22 protein-coding genes and 1 riboswitch are annotated in these 18110 nt (G+C 32.2%); of the genes, 1 reads left to right on the top strand and 21 read right to left on the bottom strand.

Annotation, left to right across the window (positions count from 1 at the left end):
* Positions 1 to 42 precede the first annotated feature (42 nt).
* The 9 genes from metK to P3F81_RS06490 form a co-directional block, all read right to left on the bottom strand.
* The gene (gene metK, locus P3F81_RS06450; protein WP_147668777.1) at positions 43 to 1233 is read right to left on the bottom strand and encodes a methionine adenosyltransferase; all 1191 of its coding nucleotides are present in this window, start codon (positions 1231 to 1233) and stop codon (positions 43 to 45) included.
* Between the two features lie 60 nt (positions 1234 to 1293).
* A riboswitch (SAM riboswitch) is annotated at positions 1294 to 1396 on the bottom strand.
* Between the two features lie 43 nt (positions 1397 to 1439).
* Positions 1440 to 2645: a bifunctional phosphopantothenoylcysteine decarboxylase/phosphopantothenate--cysteine ligase CoaBC gene (gene coaBC, locus P3F81_RS06455; protein ID WP_147668779.1), complete on the bottom strand. Its 1206-nt coding sequence runs from the start codon at positions 2643 to 2645 to the stop codon at positions 1440 to 1442.
* A gap of 9 nt (positions 2646 to 2654) precedes the next feature.
* Entirely contained in the window at positions 2655 to 2861 is a 207-nt protein-coding gene (rpoZ, locus tag P3F81_RS06460) for a DNA-directed RNA polymerase subunit omega (protein ID WP_147668781.1), read from the bottom strand.
* Entirely contained in the window at positions 2858 to 3472 is a 615-nt protein-coding gene (gene gmk / locus P3F81_RS06465; RefSeq protein ID WP_147669236.1) for a guanylate kinase, read from the bottom strand. The genes rpoZ and gmk overlap by 4 nt, the downstream gene beginning before the upstream one ends.
* A 20-nt stretch (positions 3473 to 3492) precedes the next feature.
* Positions 3493 to 3756, bottom strand: coding sequence for an extracellular matrix/biofilm regulator RemA (remA, locus tag P3F81_RS06470; RefSeq protein ID WP_147668784.1), 264 nt, complete (start codon positions 3754 to 3756; stop codon positions 3493 to 3495).
* Positions 3757 to 3780: 24 nt separating this feature from the next.
* The gene (locus tag P3F81_RS06475; protein WP_147668786.1) at positions 3781 to 4665 is read right to left on the bottom strand and encodes a YicC/YloC family endoribonuclease; all 885 of its coding nucleotides are present in this window, start codon (positions 4663 to 4665) and stop codon (positions 3781 to 3783) included.
* A gap of 130 nt (positions 4666 to 4795) precedes the next feature.
* Entirely contained in the window at positions 4796 to 5395 is a 600-nt protein-coding gene (locus tag P3F81_RS06480; protein ID WP_147668788.1) for a hypothetical protein, read from the bottom strand.
* Positions 5396 to 5422: 27 nt separating this feature from the next.
* A complete protein-coding gene (gene dapF, locus P3F81_RS06485; RefSeq protein ID WP_147668790.1) occupies positions 5423 to 6259 on the bottom strand; it encodes a diaminopimelate epimerase in 837 nt (278 codons plus the stop codon).
* Between the two features lie 40 nt (positions 6260 to 6299).
* The gene (locus P3F81_RS06490) at positions 6300 to 9053 is read right to left on the bottom strand and encodes a cation-translocating P-type ATPase (RefSeq protein WP_147668792.1); all 2754 of its coding nucleotides are present in this window, start codon (positions 9051 to 9053) and stop codon (positions 6300 to 6302) included.
* 155 nt (positions 9054 to 9208) lie between these two features.
* Between P3F81_RS06490 and P3F81_RS06495 the strand changes: the two genes are divergently transcribed.
* Positions 9209 to 10972 carry an Rqc2 family fibronectin-binding protein gene (locus P3F81_RS06495; RefSeq protein WP_147668794.1) on the top strand — a complete coding sequence of 588 codons (1764 nt, stop codon included), beginning with the start codon at positions 9209 to 9211 and terminating at the stop codon, positions 10970 to 10972.
* Between the two features lie 44 nt (positions 10973 to 11016).
* Here P3F81_RS06495 and ylqF read toward each other — a convergent pair whose 3' ends face one another.
* The 12 genes from ylqF to ylxM all read right to left on the bottom strand — a co-directional run bounded on the left by ylqF (position 11017) and on the right by ylxM (position 18065).
* Positions 11017 to 11898 (bottom strand): ribosome biogenesis GTPase YlqF, encoded by an 882-nt coding sequence (ylqF, locus tag P3F81_RS06500; RefSeq protein WP_147668796.1) that lies wholly within the window; start codon positions 11896 to 11898, stop codon positions 11017 to 11019.
* 345 nt (positions 11899 to 12243) lie between these two features.
* Positions 12244 to 12375: a hypothetical protein gene (locus P3F81_RS06505; protein ID WP_309320187.1), complete on the bottom strand. Its 132-nt coding sequence runs from the start codon at positions 12373 to 12375 to the stop codon at positions 12244 to 12246.
* A gap of 101 nt (positions 12376 to 12476) precedes the next feature.
* Positions 12477 to 13004: a signal peptidase I gene (gene lepB, locus P3F81_RS06510; protein WP_147668798.1), complete on the bottom strand. Its 528-nt coding sequence runs from the start codon at positions 13002 to 13004 to the stop codon at positions 12477 to 12479.
* A gap of 54 nt (positions 13005 to 13058) precedes the next feature.
* Positions 13059 to 13400 carry a 50S ribosomal protein L19 gene (gene rplS / locus P3F81_RS06515; protein WP_147668800.1) on the bottom strand — a complete coding sequence of 114 codons (342 nt, stop codon included), beginning with the start codon at positions 13398 to 13400 and terminating at the stop codon, positions 13059 to 13061.
* A 110-nt stretch (positions 13401 to 13510) separates the two neighbouring features.
* The gene (locus P3F81_RS06520) at positions 13511 to 14083 is read right to left on the bottom strand and encodes an RNA methyltransferase (RefSeq protein ID WP_147668802.1); all 573 of its coding nucleotides are present in this window, start codon (positions 14081 to 14083) and stop codon (positions 13511 to 13513) included.
* Between the two features lie 2 nt (positions 14084 to 14085).
* Entirely contained in the window at positions 14086 to 14823 is a 738-nt protein-coding gene (gene trmD / locus P3F81_RS06525) for a tRNA (guanosine(37)-N1)-methyltransferase TrmD (RefSeq protein WP_147668804.1), read from the bottom strand.
* 1 nt (position 14824) lies between these two features.
* On the bottom strand, positions 14825 to 15319 hold the full coding sequence (gene rimM / locus P3F81_RS06530) for a ribosome maturation factor RimM (RefSeq protein WP_147668806.1): 495 nt from the start codon (positions 15317 to 15319) through the stop codon (positions 14825 to 14827).
* A 2-nt stretch (positions 15320 to 15321) separates the two neighbouring features.
* Complete coding sequence (locus P3F81_RS06535; RefSeq protein ID WP_309320786.1) at positions 15322 to 15720, bottom strand: YlqD family protein; 399 nt, start codon at positions 15718 to 15720, stop codon at positions 15322 to 15324.
* Between the two features lie 92 nt (positions 15721 to 15812).
* Entirely contained in the window at positions 15813 to 16040 is a 228-nt protein-coding gene (locus P3F81_RS06540) for a KH domain-containing protein (protein ID WP_147668810.1), read from the bottom strand.
* 5 nt (positions 16041 to 16045) lie between these two features.
* Complete coding sequence (gene rpsP, locus P3F81_RS06545; protein WP_147668812.1) at positions 16046 to 16327, bottom strand: 30S ribosomal protein S16; 282 nt, start codon at positions 16325 to 16327, stop codon at positions 16046 to 16048.
* Positions 16328 to 16357: 30 nt separating this feature from the next.
* Positions 16358 to 17704, bottom strand: a complete 1347-nt coding sequence (ffh, locus tag P3F81_RS06550) for a signal recognition particle protein (protein WP_147668814.1) — start codon at positions 17702 to 17704, stop codon at positions 16358 to 16360.
* A 1-nt stretch (position 17705) separates the two neighbouring features.
* On the bottom strand, positions 17706 to 18065 hold the full coding sequence (gene ylxM, locus P3F81_RS06555) for a YlxM family DNA-binding protein (RefSeq protein WP_147668816.1): 360 nt from the start codon (positions 18063 to 18065) through the stop codon (positions 17706 to 17708).
* Positions 18066 to 18110 lie beyond the last annotated feature (45 nt).

The following is an 18110-nucleotide window of genomic DNA, read 5'->3' on the forward strand; positions in this document are numbered from 1 at the left end:
ATCAAAATAGTAAAGGGACTCTTTTGAGTCCCTTTAGCATAATTAATTTAAAGCTTTTTTTAAAATCTCAACTTTGTCTAAGCGTTCCCACGGTAAATCAACATCAGTACGTCCAAAATGACCATATGCCGCTGTTTTTGCATAAATCGGACGTCTCAAATCTAGCGTCTTAATAATTCCAGCTGGACGAAGATCAAAATTATCTTTTACTAACTGAACAATTTTAGTTTCCTCAATTTTAGCAGTCCCAAAAGTTTCAACCATAATTGAAACTGGTTTAGCAACACCAATCGCATAAGCAATTTGAATTTCACATTTATCAGCAAGTCCTGCAGCAACAATATTTTTCGCTACATATCGTGCTGCATAAGCTGCAGATCTATCAACTTTCGTAGGATCTTTCCCTGAAAAAGCTCCACCACCGTGACGAGCCATACCACCATAAGTATCAACAATAATTTTTCTTCCAGTTAAGCCCGCATCACCCTGTGGACCGCCAACAACAAAGCGCCCTGTAGGATTTATATAATACTTAGTTTCATCATCTAGTAATTCTGCTGGCACAATAGGTTTAATCACTTTTTCAATAAGATCTTTTTCAATTGTAGCTAAATCTACTTCTGGACCATGTTGAGTAGAAATAACAATCGTATCAATACGAACTGGCTTGCCATCAACATATTCTACTGTTACTTGAGTCTTTCCATCCGGTCTTAAATAATCAAGTTCACCATTTTTACGAACTTCCGTTAAACGTCGTGCTAATTTATGAGCAAGTGCAATCGGCAATGGCATAAATTCCGCAGTTTCATTTGTTGCATAACCAAACATCATGCCTTGGTCTCCAGCACCAATTGCTTCAATAGCTTCATCCATAGTACCTTTTTTTGCCTCTAGCGCTTTATCAACCCCCATGGCAATATCTACAGATTGTTCATCTATGGAAGTTAAAATTCCACAGGTTTCAGAATCAAATCCATATTTTGCTCTTGTATAACCGATATTTTTAATCGTTCTTCTTACAATTTTAGGAATGTCAACATAACAATTTGTAGTAATTTCACCAACAACATGCACTTGCCCAGTAGTGATTAATGTTTCACATGCAACTCTTCCCATTGGATCTTGCGCTAATATTGCATCTAATACACTATCAGAAATTTGATCAGCAATTTTATCTGGATGTCCTTCTGTTACTGATTCTGATGTAAATAAAAGGTGTTTTTTAGTCAAATCTATTCCTCCTAATATAATATTTTAAAATCAAAAAAGCTCTCGAAAGAGAGCTTTTCACTCTCATCTTACAGACTATTCTGCAGGATTTGGCACCGTTTTGAATGATTCAATGGTTGCCGCAGCTTCATTGGGCCAGTCCCTCCACTACTCTTGATGAGCAAATATTTCATTTTAATTAATCATAATGTATCTTTTTATAAAAATCAAGATACATTATAATATTTATTAATTATTTTATCTAAAATCAGACATGCTAGTTCATCTTTAGACATTTTATCAAGATTTTCAATTTTACCATCTTTATAAATAATTTTTGCAATATTTGTATCAATATTAAACCCTGCACCAGGTAATGAAACATCATTTGCTACAATCATATCTAAATTTTTCCGTTGGATTTTGTCTTTGGCATACTTAATCAAATCTTGAGTTTCAGCAGCAAAACCAACTAAAATTTGATTTTTTTCTTTTAATTGCCCCAATTCTTGAAGTATATCTGGATTCTTTTCCAACTGTAAAATTAACCTCTCTTCATTTTTCTTTATTTTGTTTTCTTCCACAGTACGTGGCCGATAATCAGCTACCGCAGCAGCTTTAATGATAATATCTGCATCTTTATATTCCTTTAATACCATTTCTCGCATTTCTAATGCATTTTCTATTTTTATTAATGTTACACCCTCTGGTTTTGGTAAATAGCTTGGTCCAGAAACTAAAACAACGCTAGCTCCTAATAAAGCCGCTTGCTTTGCAATAGCATACCCCATTTTTCCACTCGAACGATTGCCGATATACCTGACTGGATCGATTGCTTCAATTGTCCCAGCTGCAGTTACTAACACTTTTTTGTTTATTAAAGCTTGATTAGAAATAAAATGTTGTTTTATTTCTTCAACAATATCTTTTGGATCTGCCAATCTTCCAATTCCACTAATACCGCAAGCTAAATGGCCTGATCCAGGCTTAATAAATTTATACCCGTAGGTATGTAAAACTTTTATATTATCTTGTAATATTTTATTTTCATACATATTGGCATTCATTGCTAGTGCAAATATAACTGGAGCTTTCGTTGCCATGATTAAAGTAGTTAACATATCATCTGCAATGCCATTTTTTACTTTGCCAACAATATTGGCAGTTGCCGGAACAATTAATACTAAATCAGCTAAATTAGCTAATGAAATATGCTCAACATTCCACACTGGGACATCATTCCACATACTCGTATTAACCGGATTTCCACTGATTTCACGAAAAGTCAAAGGCGTTACAAAATTTTGTGCTGCTTTTGTCATAACAACATGGACGTTTGCACCATTTTTTCTTAAACGGCTGACGATTTCAACAGCTTTATATGCAGCAATTCCTCCCGTAACACCAACAATAATATTCTTGTTTTGTAGCATATGAAATACCTACTTTATGCCAGATTTAGTTCTTTTGTACGATATTTGATTATCATAGATTTCTTCTAAAGCATTTGTTACTTTTTTCGTTGATTTTGTATGAACAGTTAAGGTATCACCGTCCATAAGCTCTCTTGCCCTTTTAGCAGCTAATACAACCAATGTATATTTACTATCAACTTTTTTAACTAAAATATCTAACGATGGATTAATCATTTAGATTCGCCTCTACTTTCAGATATATTTCTTATTAAAATTTTATTTCTAATTACATTACAACGCTCAGCTATGACAATTGCCATGATTTTTTTTACAGCAAGCTCAATCTTATCATTAACAACTACATAATCATAGCATGCAGCTTTTGCAATTTCTTCACGAGCTAAACTTAACCTTTTTTCAATAACTTCTAAAGAGTCTGTTCCTCGGTCATGCAGCCGTTTAATCAACTCTTCAATGGAAGGAGGTAAAATATAAATTAGAACTGCATTAGGAAATTTTTTCTTTATTTGTAATGCACCTTGAATATCAATCTCTAAAATTACATCATTATCTTTTAACATGTCTTGAAGCTTTTTTATAGGTGTTCCGTAATAATTATCATAAACTTCTGCCCACTCGAGCAATTCGTCATTTTCTATCATTTCACAAAAATCTTTTTTTGATGTAAACCAATAGTTTACACCATTTATTTCACCCAATCTTGGGCTTCTTGTTGTTGCTGAAATAGAGCATCTAATTTCTTTATTTTTATTTAATATCTCTTTGCAAATTGTTCCTTTTCCCGTACCAGATGGCCCGGATAAAACAAGCAAAAGTTTTTCCATCACTTTAATTACATTCCCTTCTATTCAGCTTCGTCATTGTTCTCTTTGCTTATCAAGCGATGTGCGACGGTTTCTGGCTGAACTGCTGATAAAATCACATGATCACTGTCTGTAATAATAACGGCACGAGTTCTTCTCCCGTAAGTAGCATCTATTAGCATACCGCGGTCACGAGCTTCCTGGATAATTCTCTTAATTGGCGCAGATTCTGGACTAACAATAGAAATAATACGATTTGCTGACACGATATTACCAAAACCGATATTAATAAGCTTAATTTCCACCTTTATACCTCCTATAGATGAGTATTACTCAATATTTTGGATTTGTTCACGTATTTTTTCAACTTCACTTTTCATGTTAACTGCAAGATTCGCTATGGAAAAACTATTCGCTTTTGATGCTATAGTATTAATTTCACGATTAATCTCTTGAATAATAAAATCTAACTTCCGCCCAATCGTATCACTATTACTATTTATCGAAATAAAAAATTGTTCAAAATGACTCTCTAATCTTACAATTTCTTCTGTTATATTAGAATGATCCGCAAATAATGCAACTTCTTGTAAAACTCTATTTTGATCAAGACCTATCCCTTTATCCTCTAAAGCTTCTTGAATTCGAAGCAACAATTTTTGTGCATAGGTTTTCGTAACTTCATCAGCATATTCTTCTATTTCATTGGTTTGAGATTTTAATAAATCAATTCTCCTATTTAAATCAGCCAGAATATTACTTCCTTCTAAAATGCGCATCTCACAGAGTCTTGCCGTCGCTTTTTCAACTGCATTTAAAATTTGAGGTTCCAACTGCTCTATATCCAGTTCTTTCTCTTCTCGCACTAAGACATCAGGAAATTTTGCAAGTTCATAAATATTAGGAGCAAAGTCCGTATGTATCACTTTAGATAATTCCTTTAATGCCTTATGGTACGATATTGCCAACTCTTTGTCAACTTTTATTTCATTTTGGATATTATATTCAGATAAAACAATAGAAACTTCAATCCGCCCACGCTTAATAGATTGCAGAATTAAATTACGTATTTTATCTTCTAATAAATTAAGTTTTTTAGGCAGGCGAATCATAATATCAGTATATCTATGATTTACTGTTTTTATTTCAACTTCGCATTGAAATGATTCACCTATATACATTTCCCGACCGAAACCAGTCATACTTTTAAGCATCTCAACACCTACTCTCATCATGGACGCGTTATTAAATATTCATCATTTAATACAAAATTCCTTTTAATTTCACAAAAAATATAAAGATAAGTTAACATTATTTAATTTAATGTTAACTTATCTTTAAGAACTATTTTATTTTTTTTAAATCAAAAAAGAATCGATGTTCCCGATTATCATCAGTTAAAATAATTAAAACGACCGGTTTTTCTTTATTTACCTTACTTTCATCGAAATAAACATACCCTTGAACAAAATAATTATTTTCTGATTCACCTAAAATTTTCTCAGCATTATTGGGTATCTTAGAATAAATCACTGGATAAATAGAATCTTCCTGCTTTAAAAAAGCGCGTGTTCCTTTACAAAAATCACTTGTATTTCCTTTTAGCTGAATACTAAAACTTAGCAAATTCACATAATCACTAATTATTTTTTCCGTATCTTCAATCTGCATCGCAGGCTGCTTTTGTATAGCTCTTTCCCGTGACTCCGTAGCAATAAGCAAAAAACTGGTATATAAATGAGCATGTTCCGAAGATTCATTTAAAATAGTTGTTTTTTCCTCATAGGCACACCACGGCTTAGTAAATTCAAAAGACTCTGTTTTAACTTGGCTAATCCCATATAATTCTGCTTGTTCTATGGTAAGACTATTTAAGGGAGCAATCGCAAATGCTGATTTAGTTAATATAATTGTAAAAAAAAATAATAAACTAAGAATTTTCAAAGAAAATCTCTCCCCTCATAAAAATAATTAAAGATATACTCCATGAAAAACTTCCTGGGCTGGGCCAGACATATATACATGATTATTATCCGCCCATTCAATAATTAAATTACCACCATCTAGCTCTAAAGTTGCTTTTCGCTCAGTCTTGTTATTTAATACTGCAGCAACTAGAGTTGCACACGAGCCAGTACCACACGCCAAAGTAATTCCTGCTCCACGTTCCCATACTCTCATTCGAATATGATGCTCATTTTTTATTTCAGCAAACTCAACATTTATTTTTTTAGGAAAGCTCTTATGTACCTCTAATTTAGGTCCAATAGAATTTAAATTTATCTTTTTCATATCATCCACAAAAATTACACAATGGGGATTTCCCATAGATACACAGGTCATATTATATTCTATTGTATCTACTAATATTTTTTCATTGATGATTCTATTATTTCCAAAACCTATCACTGGAATAAGCGCTCCGGATAAAATAGGTTCTCCCATATCAACTTTTACCTGATTAAATATTCCATTTTCAAAAATTATTTCCGGACGAATAATTCCTGCTTTTGTTTCCAGTTCAATTTTTGTTTTTTCTGTTAATTTATTTTCATAAACATATCTAGCTACGCAGCGAGTAACATTCCCACACATTTCAGCTTCACTGCCATCTGAATTAAAGATTCTCATCTTAAAATCAGCAATTTCTGATGGTGAAATGATAACTAAGCCATCTGCGCCAATTCCAAAATTACGATTACAAACAGCAATTGCAGTTTTTTCAAAATCAAGAATTGTTTCTGTAAACCCGTTCACAAGAACGAAATCATTACCAGCTCCATGCCATTTTGTAAAATTAAATCCCATTAGTATAATCTCCTATTCTAAAATCTATATTAAATATATTCTACTTGCTAACGGCTTTATATGCAACTTTGTTTTCCATAGAAAATAATGTTTTTATTCCACTTGTAATTAAACCAATACCAGAAGCAAAAAGAATCAGTACCCATTCTATCCAACCTAAAGAAACAGTGTAAAAAATATTTTGCATATATGGGATATATATAACAGCTAGTTGTAATGTAATAGAAATCAATACGGCAATATTTAAATAATAATTACCGAAAATTCCTATTTTAAAAACATTACTAGATTCTGATCTACAATCAAAAACATGACAAATCTGAGAAAAAACTAGCGTCGTAAAAACCATTGTCCTAGCATAATTGATATCTTGATGATAACTTAAACTCCATATAAATATTAAAATAGAAGTGATTCCAATTTGAATGCCTCTATATATAATTTTTCTTAACAATCCACGCGAAAAAATTTTTTCTTTTCGTTGTCGTGGCAATTCTTGCATAATTTTTTTGCTGTTTTTATCAAAACCTAGTGCCATAGCCGGCAATCCATCTGTCACCAAATTAACCCATAATATTTGTACCGGTAGTAAGGGAATAGGCAAACTGATGAGAATTCCCAAAAACATTGTTAAAACTTCACCAGTATTACATGCTAAAAGATAGCGTAAAAATTTTCGAATATTTGCATATACTCCTCTACCTTCCTCAATAGCCGCGACAATAGTAGCAAAGTTATCATCCATTAAAATCATAGATGATGATTCCCGCGCTACATCAGTTCCGTTTTTTCCCATAGCAATTCCAACATCAGCTTCTTTTAGTGCTGGCGCATCATTAATTCCATCTCCAGTCATTGCAACTATATTACCAGAATGTTTTAAGGATTTTACAATTTCTAGTTTATGTCTAGGTGATACTCTCGCAAAAATTCGTACATTTTTAAAAGCCTTTTTATATTGATCCCTTGGAATTTTTTCAATTTCTTGTCCTGTTAATACGATATCTTTATCTTCATTGAACATTTTTAGTTCTTTGGCTATAGCAACAGCAGTATTAGGATTATCTCCAGTAATCATAATCGTTCTAATTCCAGCATTTTTACAAATTTGTATCGCTTCTCTAGCTTCTTCACGAGCGGGATCAATCATTCCTACCAATGCAAGAAAATCCAGATTGCATTCTACCATGTCACGATTACTATACGATTCATCCCATCTAGGAATTTTTCGCGTCGCGATTGCTAAAACACGCATAGTTTTTTTCCCCATAGTGTTACATTCATTAAGAATTTTCTCACTTAAGGCATTCGTTAATTCATTTCGCGTTCCATTTATATAGCAATGTGTACAAAGCTCTAATACTTTCTCAGGTGCACCCTTTGTATATAAAACAAGTTCTTTTTTTTCATTAGCATAAAGAACAGACATAATCTTCAAAAATGAATCAAAAGAAAATTCTTTGATTTTTTTATTTGATTTTTCAATAGTTTCTCGCCACATGTTACATTTCGCAGCAGCAACAATAAGTGCACCTTCTGTAGGATCACCATCGATACTCCAATTACTTTCTTCCCTTCTCCATTTTTCATTAATTTCTATTTTGTTTTTTTGTAATATTGCATTATTGCATAAAGTAAAAGCCTTTAAACATTCTTTTAAACTTTGACCTTCTGCTGTACTGATAGATTGTTCATTTCTAATAAACTGACCATGTAAAGAATAACCATCACCTGTAACTTGATAATCTTCATCAAGCATAAAAATTTTTTTTACAGTCATCTCATTTTTTGTTAAAGTACCTGTTTTATCCGAACAAATGACATTAACACATCCTAAAGTTTCTATAATAGGTAATTTACGAATGATCGCATTTTTTTTTATAATCTTTTGTACACCTAAAGCTAATGCAATTGTTACAATTGCTGGTAACCCTTCCGGAATGGCTGCTACAGCTAAACTAATCCCAGACATACACATAAAGAAAATCGGCTCACCCTTAAGTATCCCAATCAGTACAATACTCAAACAAATGCCTAAACAAAATAATAGTAAACGATTACCTAGATATTTTAGATTTCTTTCTAAGATGGTTTTGCTGTTGCTGTCTATTTGCAATAAATTTGCGATTTCCCCCATTTCAGTACTCATTCCTGTTCGACAAACAATTCCTTTTGCGATACCAGCTATAATAATAGTTCCTGCATAAATCATATTTTTTCTGTCATTAACCGAGCTAACTTCTTTTATTATTTTCTTTATATTTTTGCTTACGGGTATAGATTCCCCCGTAAGTAAAGACTCATTTACCTCAACATTATTTACTTCATATAATCTACAGTCAGCAGAAATTTTATCACCGGCACGAAAAGAAATGATGTCTCCTGGAACTAGATGTTTAGTACTTATTTCTTGCCAAAATCCATTTCTCAAAACTTTCGCATGGGGTGTCGATAATTTTTTTAGCATCTCAATAGATTTTTCAGCACGAAATTCTTGAACAAAACCTAATACCGCATTTAAAATTACGATGATTAAAATAGTAATCGCGTCCGTATACTCTCCTAATAATAGTGATACTATAGTAGCACCAATCAATATTAAAACCATAAAATCTTTGAACTGGGATAATATTTTTTTCCATATAGTCTCTTTCTCTTTTTCCGTGATTTCATTGTAGCCATATTTACGCAGTCTAATTTTACTTTCAGCACTACTTAATCCTTGTTCTATATTAACGTTAAAATATTTAGCAACATCATTACTTTCATGTAAGTATTCTTTATAATCTTTCACTATGCCATCACCTCAGTATCAACATTCTTTACCAATACTATTCTTTGCCAATTAAAATTAGAATAGTTTGACCATTTATTCATCCAATGATATACTGTCAGGATAACTAAAATCTAATTTATCCAAATGATGAATCTATAAGCTGAGAGGTATTTATGAACATTGATGGAATTACACTTTGTCCTTTAGTAAATGAAATAAATATTCATATCGCAGGAGGGCGAATTGATAAAATTGTACAATTAAATAAAGATACTTTATTCTTTTTTATTCGTATTCCTAAAAAAAATTATATTCTTCACCTATCCACCAATTCTAATCATCCTATATTACATTTAACAAATCAAACAGTCGATGCACCAATGAATCCGCCTGCTTTTTGTATGCTGCTACGCAAGCATCTTGAAAACGGGCGTATCGCATCAATAAAGCAAAGCAACTTAGATAGATTATTATCTATGGATATTGATGTTATCGGGACAGGAGGGGCTATCGTAACTAAAACGCTTGTTATCGAACTTATGGGAAAATACAGTAATGTAATTCTATTACAAGATAATATAATTATTGATTGCTTAAAAAAAATTACTCGACAAATGAATCGTTTTAGAGAGATATTGCCAAATAAGCCATATATAGAACCACCAAAACAAAATAAAATAAATTTTATTGACGCATCAACGAATTGTTTTGTAGAACGTCTGCTTGAAAACCCTGAACTGCCATTACATAAGGCATTTATGAACGTAGCCATGGGGATAGGGCCTATGATAGCAAAAGAATTTTTAAATTATTCTCGACTTTCCGTTGACCGATACGTTAAAGAATTAACAAAAAAAGATTTGGAAAAAATACATATTGCAATAGATACAATTAAAAATTTTATCCTCACGAATAAGATAATCCCTACACTTGTTCAAAATGAACAAAATAAAATAATTGCTCTTTTGCCATTTCCTTCTCAATCATCTAACAATAAGCAGATAACCTTTCCTACAATGAGTGAGTTAATAGATTATACAATAAGGAAAGAAGCAAATTATTCTCTTCCAGAAAAAGAAGTTTTATTAAAATTAATAAAAAATGAATTATCTAAATTAAATAATAAATTACTTATATTAAAAGATGAACTTAAAGATGCTAATAAGTCACAGACTTTTAAAATTAAAGGGGATTTATTAACTACGTTCCAATATACAATAACTGCTGATATCAATGCTACGGCGATAAACCTTCCTAATATTTATAGTGAATTTCCTGATGAAAATTTAGTCCAAATAGAAATTGATCCTACCCTTTCTTTGATTAAAAACGCCCAAAATTATTATCGCAAATACAATAAGCTTAAACGCGCACAACTTCTGTTAAAAGATCAAGTTTATCAAACTCAACATATGATTTCATATCTTGAAAGCATTGATGTTTCTTTAATTTCTTCGCAAACGTTGAGTGAAATAGCAGAAATAAAAAAAGAACTAGTAGCTGAAGGCTATATCCAAGAGAAAAAAAAATCCGCGAAAATATACAAGCCATCTTCACCTTTAAAAATTTTTTTAACAGAAGATACATTGATATGGATTGGTAAAAATAATTTTCAAAATGATATGGTAACTTTCAAAATTGCGCAAGCAAATGATATGTGGCTTCATGTCAAAGATCACTCTGGCTCGCATGTCATCATTCACACAAATGAAAAAATAATTAATGAAAACACATTACTTTTAGCCGCAAAATTTGCAGCATACTTTAGTCAGGCTTGTGGATCATCAAAAGTTTCTATCGACTATACCCAACGACGTTATGTAAAAAAACCCGGAAAAGCAAAACCTGGATTTGTAACGTATAGTAATCAAAAAACTATTGTCGTTGATTCTAATAAAGAAGAAGTAGTAGATTTATTATCTAAATACTCAATATAAAATAAAGGTGTAAAGTCATATTTTTATGATTTTACACCTTTATTTTATATTGAATTTATTCGGTCTAAGGTAATTAATCCTAGTTTCCCATTCCGAAACTCATTTAAAATAATTCGTCTGGCTTTTTCCTCATCAATAATTCCGCCTTTTAATAAACAGCCTCTTTTTCTAGCAATTGCCTGTAATACCTCTGATGAATTTTTTAATAAATCACTTTGCAATTTATAGCGCTCAATCAATCGCTCTGGATAGTACTGAATCATAGTCTCTAAAAAAATATTCATTACTTTTTCCATATCATAAACTTCATCATTAATTGCACCAGTAAAAGCTAGCTTTAATCCGACTTGCATATCTTCAAATTTAGGCCACAAAACACCCGGAGTATCTAATAAATCAAGATTTTTACCGATTTTTATCCATTGCTTAGCTCTTGTAACGCCTGGCTTATCTGCGGTTTTAGCTATGGCTGCACCAGCCAATCTATTAATCAAAGATGACTTTCCTACATTTGGAATTCCCAGAATCATAACACGTGCTGAACGTGCATTTACTCCCTTACTTACCAGTTTATTTACTTTTTCTTTTGCCAGCTCATCTATTGTCTTTAATAATAGTTTCATTCCTTTTCCAGTCATTGAATCAATAGCAACTGCTGGAATATTTTTCTGATTAAAGTAGTGAATCCATTCTTTTGTTGCTATTTGATCTGCTAAATCAGCCTTATTTAAAGCAATCATATGAGGTTTATCTACAATAAGGTCTGCTAACATAGGGTTTGCACTACTCAAAGGAATGCGCGCATCAAGCAACTCTACCACCACATCAACCAATTTCAAGTTATCTTGTATTAATCTCCTGGCTTTTGCCATATGACCAGGAAACCAATTTATCGTTGGCATATCATTTTTATTTTCTTCTATCATCTTTTCCCATCCTTTTATAAAGCATTAATTTTACTATGTCTTTAATATTTAATAAAATTTTCCAATAGCCACTTATGTAATTTTCCGATTCTAAGTCATTTAAAAAGTGAATAAGAAAATCCTTGAACTTGATGAACTATTCGTTAATCACATCCTAATTTTTCATTATAATTATATAAATATAATGTTTTGAAGATTGAGATAATAGAGTTCAAAATTTCTTAATATCCATTTAATTAAATCAATTGTACCATATTAGTAAGCTTCAATTTATAATAAAAAGCATTTATACTTACATACATGTTAGCGTTTTTGTAAATAAGACATATTTCCCCTTTACTAACCTTAATTTATGCCATTTTCTATTTTTTCAATTTTATTTATAATCAGTTTGATTTCTTCATTTAAAGCACCTTCACTAACTATATCTAATTTTATAACAGCATCCCAAATTTCTATTAATTGTAATTTATTCACCAATTCCACCTCAACAATAATACTATATATAAATTTCTATATATAGTATTACAAAAAGAAGATTTTTTAATAATAAAAACCAGTATGTAAAATACTGGTTTTTATGGTAATGTTTTTATGTTGTCAATTGGCCAAAAAACCATCATAGCTTTTCCTTTAATTAAATCCAAAGGAACAAAACCAACATCTTTAAAGCGACTATCTTCAGAATTATTACGATTATCTCCCATTACAAAAATTGTTCCATCAGGAACCGTTGATAATGGATATGAACCACGAGTCTGATTTAATATATATGGTTCATTAATCAGCTGATGATTAACAAAAACTCTTCCATCTTTAATTTCAATCGTATCTCCAGCAACTGCAATAACTCTTTTAATAAAGTCACGACTTGGATCCTTTGGATAACGAAAAACTAAAATTTCCCCTTTTTCCGGCTCTCGAAAGCGATAAATAAATTTATTCACAACTAATCTTTCATGACTCAACAAGGTTGGTTGCATAGAAGGCCCTTCTACCAAGTATAACTCAACGATAAAATAACGAATAAAAAAAGCTAAAATAACAGCGATAAGTATCGAAATAAACCAATCTTTAACCTCTTCACCCAATGACATATTGCTCATATCAATTACCTCCTAAAATAAAGAATAGGGACTATAACAGCCCCTATTATACTACTAGCGTCTTTCTCTGATACGAGCAGCTTTACCAGTAAGATTACGTAAATAATAAAGTTTCGCACGACGAACAATACCTTTACGTACAACTTCAATTTTTTCAAGTCTTGGAGAATGTACAGGGAAAGTACGCTCTACACCAACACCATAAGAAATTCTTCTTACAGTAAATGTTTCACGAACTCCACCGCTTTGACGCGCAATTACAACGCCCTCAAATGCTTGAATACGTTCGCGAGATCCTTCGACAACTTTTACATGTACGCGAACAGTATCTCCAGGAATAAATTCGGGAATATCTGTACGAAGTTGTTCTTGTTCTAAAGCTTGAATAATGTTCATTTATATTTTCCTCCTCATTTTAGACGTTCATTGCGATAAAATCGTAGCGGACCGTCTAGATACTGAACTAGTATATCATAAATATTTTACAAATTCAAATATTTTTAAACTTATTTTTCCCACCAAAGTTCGCCCAGCAAACGATCCAAAATAATTGCAACTGCAGCACGAACAGGTAAATGATTATAATCAACAGGACCATAAATAGGCTCTAGAATATAGTTAAATTGAGCCATTACTTTATTTTCAATCCCCCATCCAGTACCAAATAAAATTAAATAAGAGTTATTATCATTTTCGATTTTTTTTCTTAAATGAGAATAAGATATTGTATTAGGATAAATACGCGCATCTGTTGTGATAATATAAGGCTCATTTCCCGTTTCTTCCTTAATGTTAGAAATCGCTTCATCAATGGTTTTAACAAGACTTAATGTTCTAAACGCTTCTTTTCTATCTGGGTGATGCTGTCCACCATATCCATCCTGCCAATACTGAATTACATTGTTTGCTAATTCAGCTTGTGTATCTAATGGATGAATAAGAAAATATTTATCAATTCCATATGTCCGTGCGGTCCTAGCAATATCATGAATATCAAAATTTGTAATAGCTGTAGTTACAATTTGATTATGTTTATTATAGATAGGATAATGAACTAATCCTATATATACCCTAGCCATTTTTATAAATCTCCTAATTCTCTTTTTATTTCCTCAAGAAATAAAACATCTTTAGATGATAAAGATGTTTTATCTAATAAATCTGGTCGATTTAGCAAAGTTATTCGTAATGATTCTTTACGTCTCCAATCAGCAATTTTAGCATGATTTCCAGATAATAAAACTTCCGGGACTTCCATTCCTAAAAAATTACGTGGTCTAGTATACTGTGGATGTTCTAACAAATCGTTATAAAAAGAGTCTGTTAATGCAGATTCCATAGACCCCAACACTCCTGGAAGCATTCTTGCAACTGTATCAACAAGAACCATTGCTGGAATTTCCCCACCGGTTAACACATAATCACCAATTGAAATTTTTTCATCCGCCAAATAAGAGATTCGTGCATCAAATCCCTCATAATGACCACAAATTAAAACAAGCTGATCATATTTTGATAACTCAATGGCTTTTTTCTGAGAAAAAGTAGCTCCACTTGGGCAAAGTAAAATAACTCTTTTATTCTCAGAAAAGGTAGGAATACTATCGATTGCCCTATATACAGGTTCTGGTTTAAGAACCATCCCCGCACCTCCACCAAAAGGGTAATCATCAACAGTATTATGCTTGTCCTGCGCAAAGTCACGCGGATTAATCGTATGAATCGTTAATATTTTTTCTTTAACCGCTCTCTTTATCATACTTTGTCCAAATGTGCCTGCAAACATTTCTGGGAATAAAGTCACTATATCAATTTTCATTTTAAACCATCTCTTCTTGAAGTTTCACAATCATGTATCCATTTTTAACATCAATACTCTTTACGACAGATTTTAGTGCTGGAATAAGTAATTCTTGATTATCTTTCTTAACTATATAGACATCATTACTACCAGTTTTTAATATTTCTACAACATGCCCCAATATAGTTTCATCTTCATCCCGTACAAGTAAACCGATAATATCAAAGCTATAAAACTCTCCTGGTGATAAAGGAGGAACATCTTTTCTTTCTACTTTTAAAAGTTTCCCGTTTAAAGTATTTACACTTTCTTTACTATCAAATTCATCAAATTTAATAACAATAAATTGATTATGATACTTAATACTATTTATTGTTAATTTTTTCGAATCATCAATAATCACATTTTTTAAACTTTTAAAACGATTGGGGAAATCAGTTAAGGGTATAATACGAATTTCACCCCGCACACCGTGCGGGGCACCAAACTTGCCAATTGTAATTAAATTATCCATTCCTAACTCCGAAAAGCTATGATTTTCCCATCTTCTAATAAAATTTCAGCATTCATTAATTGAGGTAACTGCTCCCCAACTTTAACCTCAATAATGCGTTCTAAAGTCCCTTGAACAATTTCAGAACCAATTTCTAATTGTGCGGTTTCCTTTAATTTTTCTAAAAGGTGATTTTTAAATTCAAGACGTTTCTGTTTTTCCGCTTCAACCTGATGGCGAATTTGAACTAATCCTTGCGCATCTTGTTTGGCTTGTTCTGCCATAATCCTTTTTGCATGAAATTCAATTTGTTGTAATTCAACATCGGTTTTTTTAATCTTATCTTGTATATCAGCAGATAATTCTTTTTTTAAGTCTTCTGTAACTTTAGCTTTTATTGTCACAGGACATTTTAAAGTCATACTTTCCACTCTAAGTCCTCCTTGAAAATATTGTTAAAAATAAATAAACAATTAGCGGCAATAACTCAATTTGAGTTTACTTGCCGCATAATTTAAATAATTTCTACAGTAACTTTTTTATTTTCACGGGTAGCAGCAGCCTTTACAACTGTTCGCATAGCTTTTGCAATACGACCTTGTTTGCCAATTACTTTCCCCATATCATCAGGTGCTACATGAAGTTCATATACAGTAATATTATTATCTGTATTTTCATTTACGATAACCTGATCCGGATTTTGTACTAATGCTTTGGCGATAACTTCAACAATTTTTTTCATCGTTATTACGCCTCTTTCTTAGTGCTTTTTGTTTCATTCCATTTAGCCATGATACCTAATTTGCTAAATAAGGACTTTACAGTATCTGTAGGTTGAGCTCCTTTAGACATCCATTCTAAAGCTTTTTCTTCATCAACTTTAATAACTGCTGGTTCTTTTGTAGAATCGTAATGCCCAAGAATTTCAATAAAACGACCATCACGTGGAGAACGAGAATCAGCTACAACAACGCGGTAGAAAGGTTTTTTCTTTGCACCCATACGATTTAAACGAATTTTTACTGCCATCAATATTCACCTCCTTTACATAAAAATTTATTATTTCATAAAAGGTAACTTAAACCCGCTAAAGCGACCGGTTTTCTGCATCCCTTTCATTTTTTTCATTAATTTTTTTGCTTCATTAAATTGCTTTAATAATTTATTTACATCTTGAACACGATTTCCGCTACCTATCGCAATTCTTTTTCTACGACTACCATTAAGAATACTAGGATCACGCCGCTCTTTTTTCGTCATAGAAAGAATAATCGCTTCAATACGTTTTATCTCTTTCTCATCAAAGTCAACATCGCCCAATTTTTTCTTTAGATTTCCCATTCCTGGAATCATTCCTAAAATTTGATCTAATGAGCCAAGCTTTTTTACTTGATTCATTTGGTCCAGAAAATCATCTAAAGTAAATGAATCTTTACGAAGCTTTTTCTCCATCTCCTGCGCTTGCTCTAAGTCAAAATTGGATTGGGCCTTTTCAATTAAACTGAGAACATCGCCCATTCCAAGAATCCTTGATGCCATCCTATCTGGATGGAAGGCTTCAAGAGCTTCAAGTTTCTCACCCATACCAACAAATTTAATTGGACAACCAGTGACAGCCTTTACTGATAAAGCAGCACCGCCTCGAGCATCACCATCTAGTTTCGTTAAAATAACACCATCAAGACCAAGATCATTATTAAAATGTTCTGCAACATTTACTGCATCTTGACCTGTCATTGCGTCTACTACTAATAAAATTTCATGTGGCTTAACTGTCTGCTTAATTGCTTTGAGTTCTTGCATTAACTCTTCATTAATGTGCAAACGACCAGCAGTATCAATAATGACAATATCATTTGCATAAGAAGCCGCATGTACGATCGCCTGTTCTGCAATTGTAACTGGATTTGTTCCCTCTGGCATTGTAAACACAGGCAAATCCAATTGTTCACCTAAGACTTGCAATTGCTTAATAGCCGCTGGACGATAAACATCGGCAGCTACTAGTAAGGGACGTTTTCCTTGTTTTTTCAAAGTATAGGCAAGCTTCCCAGCCGTAGTAGTTTTACCTGCACCTTGCAATCCTGCTAACATAATTACTGTCGGTGGTTTTGAAGAAATATTAATTCTACTTTGTGTATCTCCCATTAAAGCCGTTAATTCATCATTTACAATCTTTATAACAACCTGAGCCGGAGTTAATGTATCTAATACCTCTTGTCCAATTGCTCGTTCTTTTACTTTTTTTATAAAATCTTTAACAACTTTAAAATTTACATCAGCTTCCAATAAAGCCATTCGAACTTCTCGCATCGCTTCATTAACATCATCTTCTGTTAACTTACCTCTACCACGAAGTTTTTTAAAAGTTGCTTGCAACCTATCAGCTAAACCCTCAAAAATCATTTTATGCCTCCTCTGCCTCAGTAATTAAATCAGATATTTTCATTAAGACATTCTGAAAAACAGGCATTCTCTGCATATCTTGAGGCAACTCAGACATCATATGCAATATTTCCTTAATCTTTCTTTGTTCAAATTGATGTCGTTCTACCAATTTAAGTTTTTCTTCATATTCTAATAATACCTGTTCTGATCTATGAATAATATCATAAACAGCTTGTCTAGAAACCCCAAGCCGATCCCCTATTTCAGATAAAGAAAAATCTTGTAAAAAATGCATTTCTAAACAACTCTGCTGCTTTTCTGTAAGCAAAGCTCCATAAAAATCATAAAGAACAGCAATTTTTAATATTTTATCTAACATCCTGTTCCCCACCATTACTGTAAAAGTAATCTGTGTCAAGCGAAT

The organism is Selenobaculum gibii (genome assembly GCF_030273445.1).
GTDB classification, from domain to species: Bacteria; Bacillota; Negativicutes; order ICN-92133; family ICN-92133; genus Selenobaculum; species Selenobaculum gibii.

Coding starts and splice junctions, on each gene's coding strand:
- P3F81_RS06520 (WP_147668802.1), bottom strand. CDS start 14,083: ATGGCTAGGGTATATATAGGATTAGTTCATTATCCTATCTATAATAAA.
- rpoZ (WP_147668781.1), bottom strand. CDS start 2,861: ATGATTAATCCATCGTTAGATATTTTAGTTAAAAAAGTTGATAGTAAA.
- ffh (WP_147668814.1), bottom strand. CDS start 17,704: ATGATTTTTGAGGGTTTAGCTGATAGGTTGCAAGCAACTTTTAAAAAA.
- P3F81_RS06540 (WP_147668810.1), bottom strand. CDS start 16,040: ATGAAAAAAATTGTTGAAGTTATCGCCAAAGCATTAGTACAAAATCCG.
- coaBC (WP_147668779.1), bottom strand. CDS start 2,645: ATGCTACAAAACAAGAATATTATTGTTGGTGTTACGGGAGGAATTGCT.
- trmD (WP_147668804.1), bottom strand. CDS start 14,823: ATGAAAATTGATATAGTGACTTTATTCCCAGAAATGTTTGCAGGCACA.
- ylxM (WP_147668816.1), bottom strand. CDS start 18,065: ATGTTAGATAAAATATTAAAAATTGCTGTTCTTTATGATTTTTATGGA.
- lepB (WP_147668798.1), bottom strand. CDS start 13,004: ATGAGCAATATGTCATTGGGTGAAGAGGTTAAAGATTGGTTTATTTCG.
- dapF (WP_147668790.1), bottom strand. CDS start 6,259: ATGGGATTTAATTTTACAAAATGGCATGGAGCTGGTAATGATTTCGTT.
- rpsP (WP_147668812.1), bottom strand. CDS start 16,327: ATGGCAGTAAAAATTCGTTTAAATCGTATGGGTGCAAAGAAAAAACCT.
- P3F81_RS06535 (WP_309320786.1), bottom strand. CDS start 15,720: ATGACTTTAAAATGTCCTGTGACAATAAAAGCTAAAGTTACAGAAGAC.
- rimM (WP_147668806.1), bottom strand. CDS start 15,319: ATGGATAATTTAATTACAATTGGCAAGTTTGGTGCCCCGCACGGTGTG.
- ylqF (WP_147668796.1), bottom strand. CDS start 11,898: ATGATAGAAGAAAATAAAAATGATATGCCAACGATAAATTGGTTTCCT.
- gmk (WP_147669236.1), bottom strand. CDS start 3,472: ATGGAAAAACTTTTGCTTGTTTTATCCGGGCCATCTGGTACGGGAAAA.
- P3F81_RS06495 (WP_147668794.1), top strand. CDS start 9,209: ATGAACATTGATGGAATTACACTTTGTCCTTTAGTAAATGAAATAAAT.
- rplS (WP_147668800.1), bottom strand. CDS start 13,400: ATGAACATTATTCAAGCTTTAGAACAAGAACAACTTCGTACAGATATT.
- P3F81_RS06475 (WP_147668786.1), bottom strand. CDS start 4,665: ATGCTTAAAAGTATGACTGGTTTCGGTCGGGAAATGTATATAGGTGAA.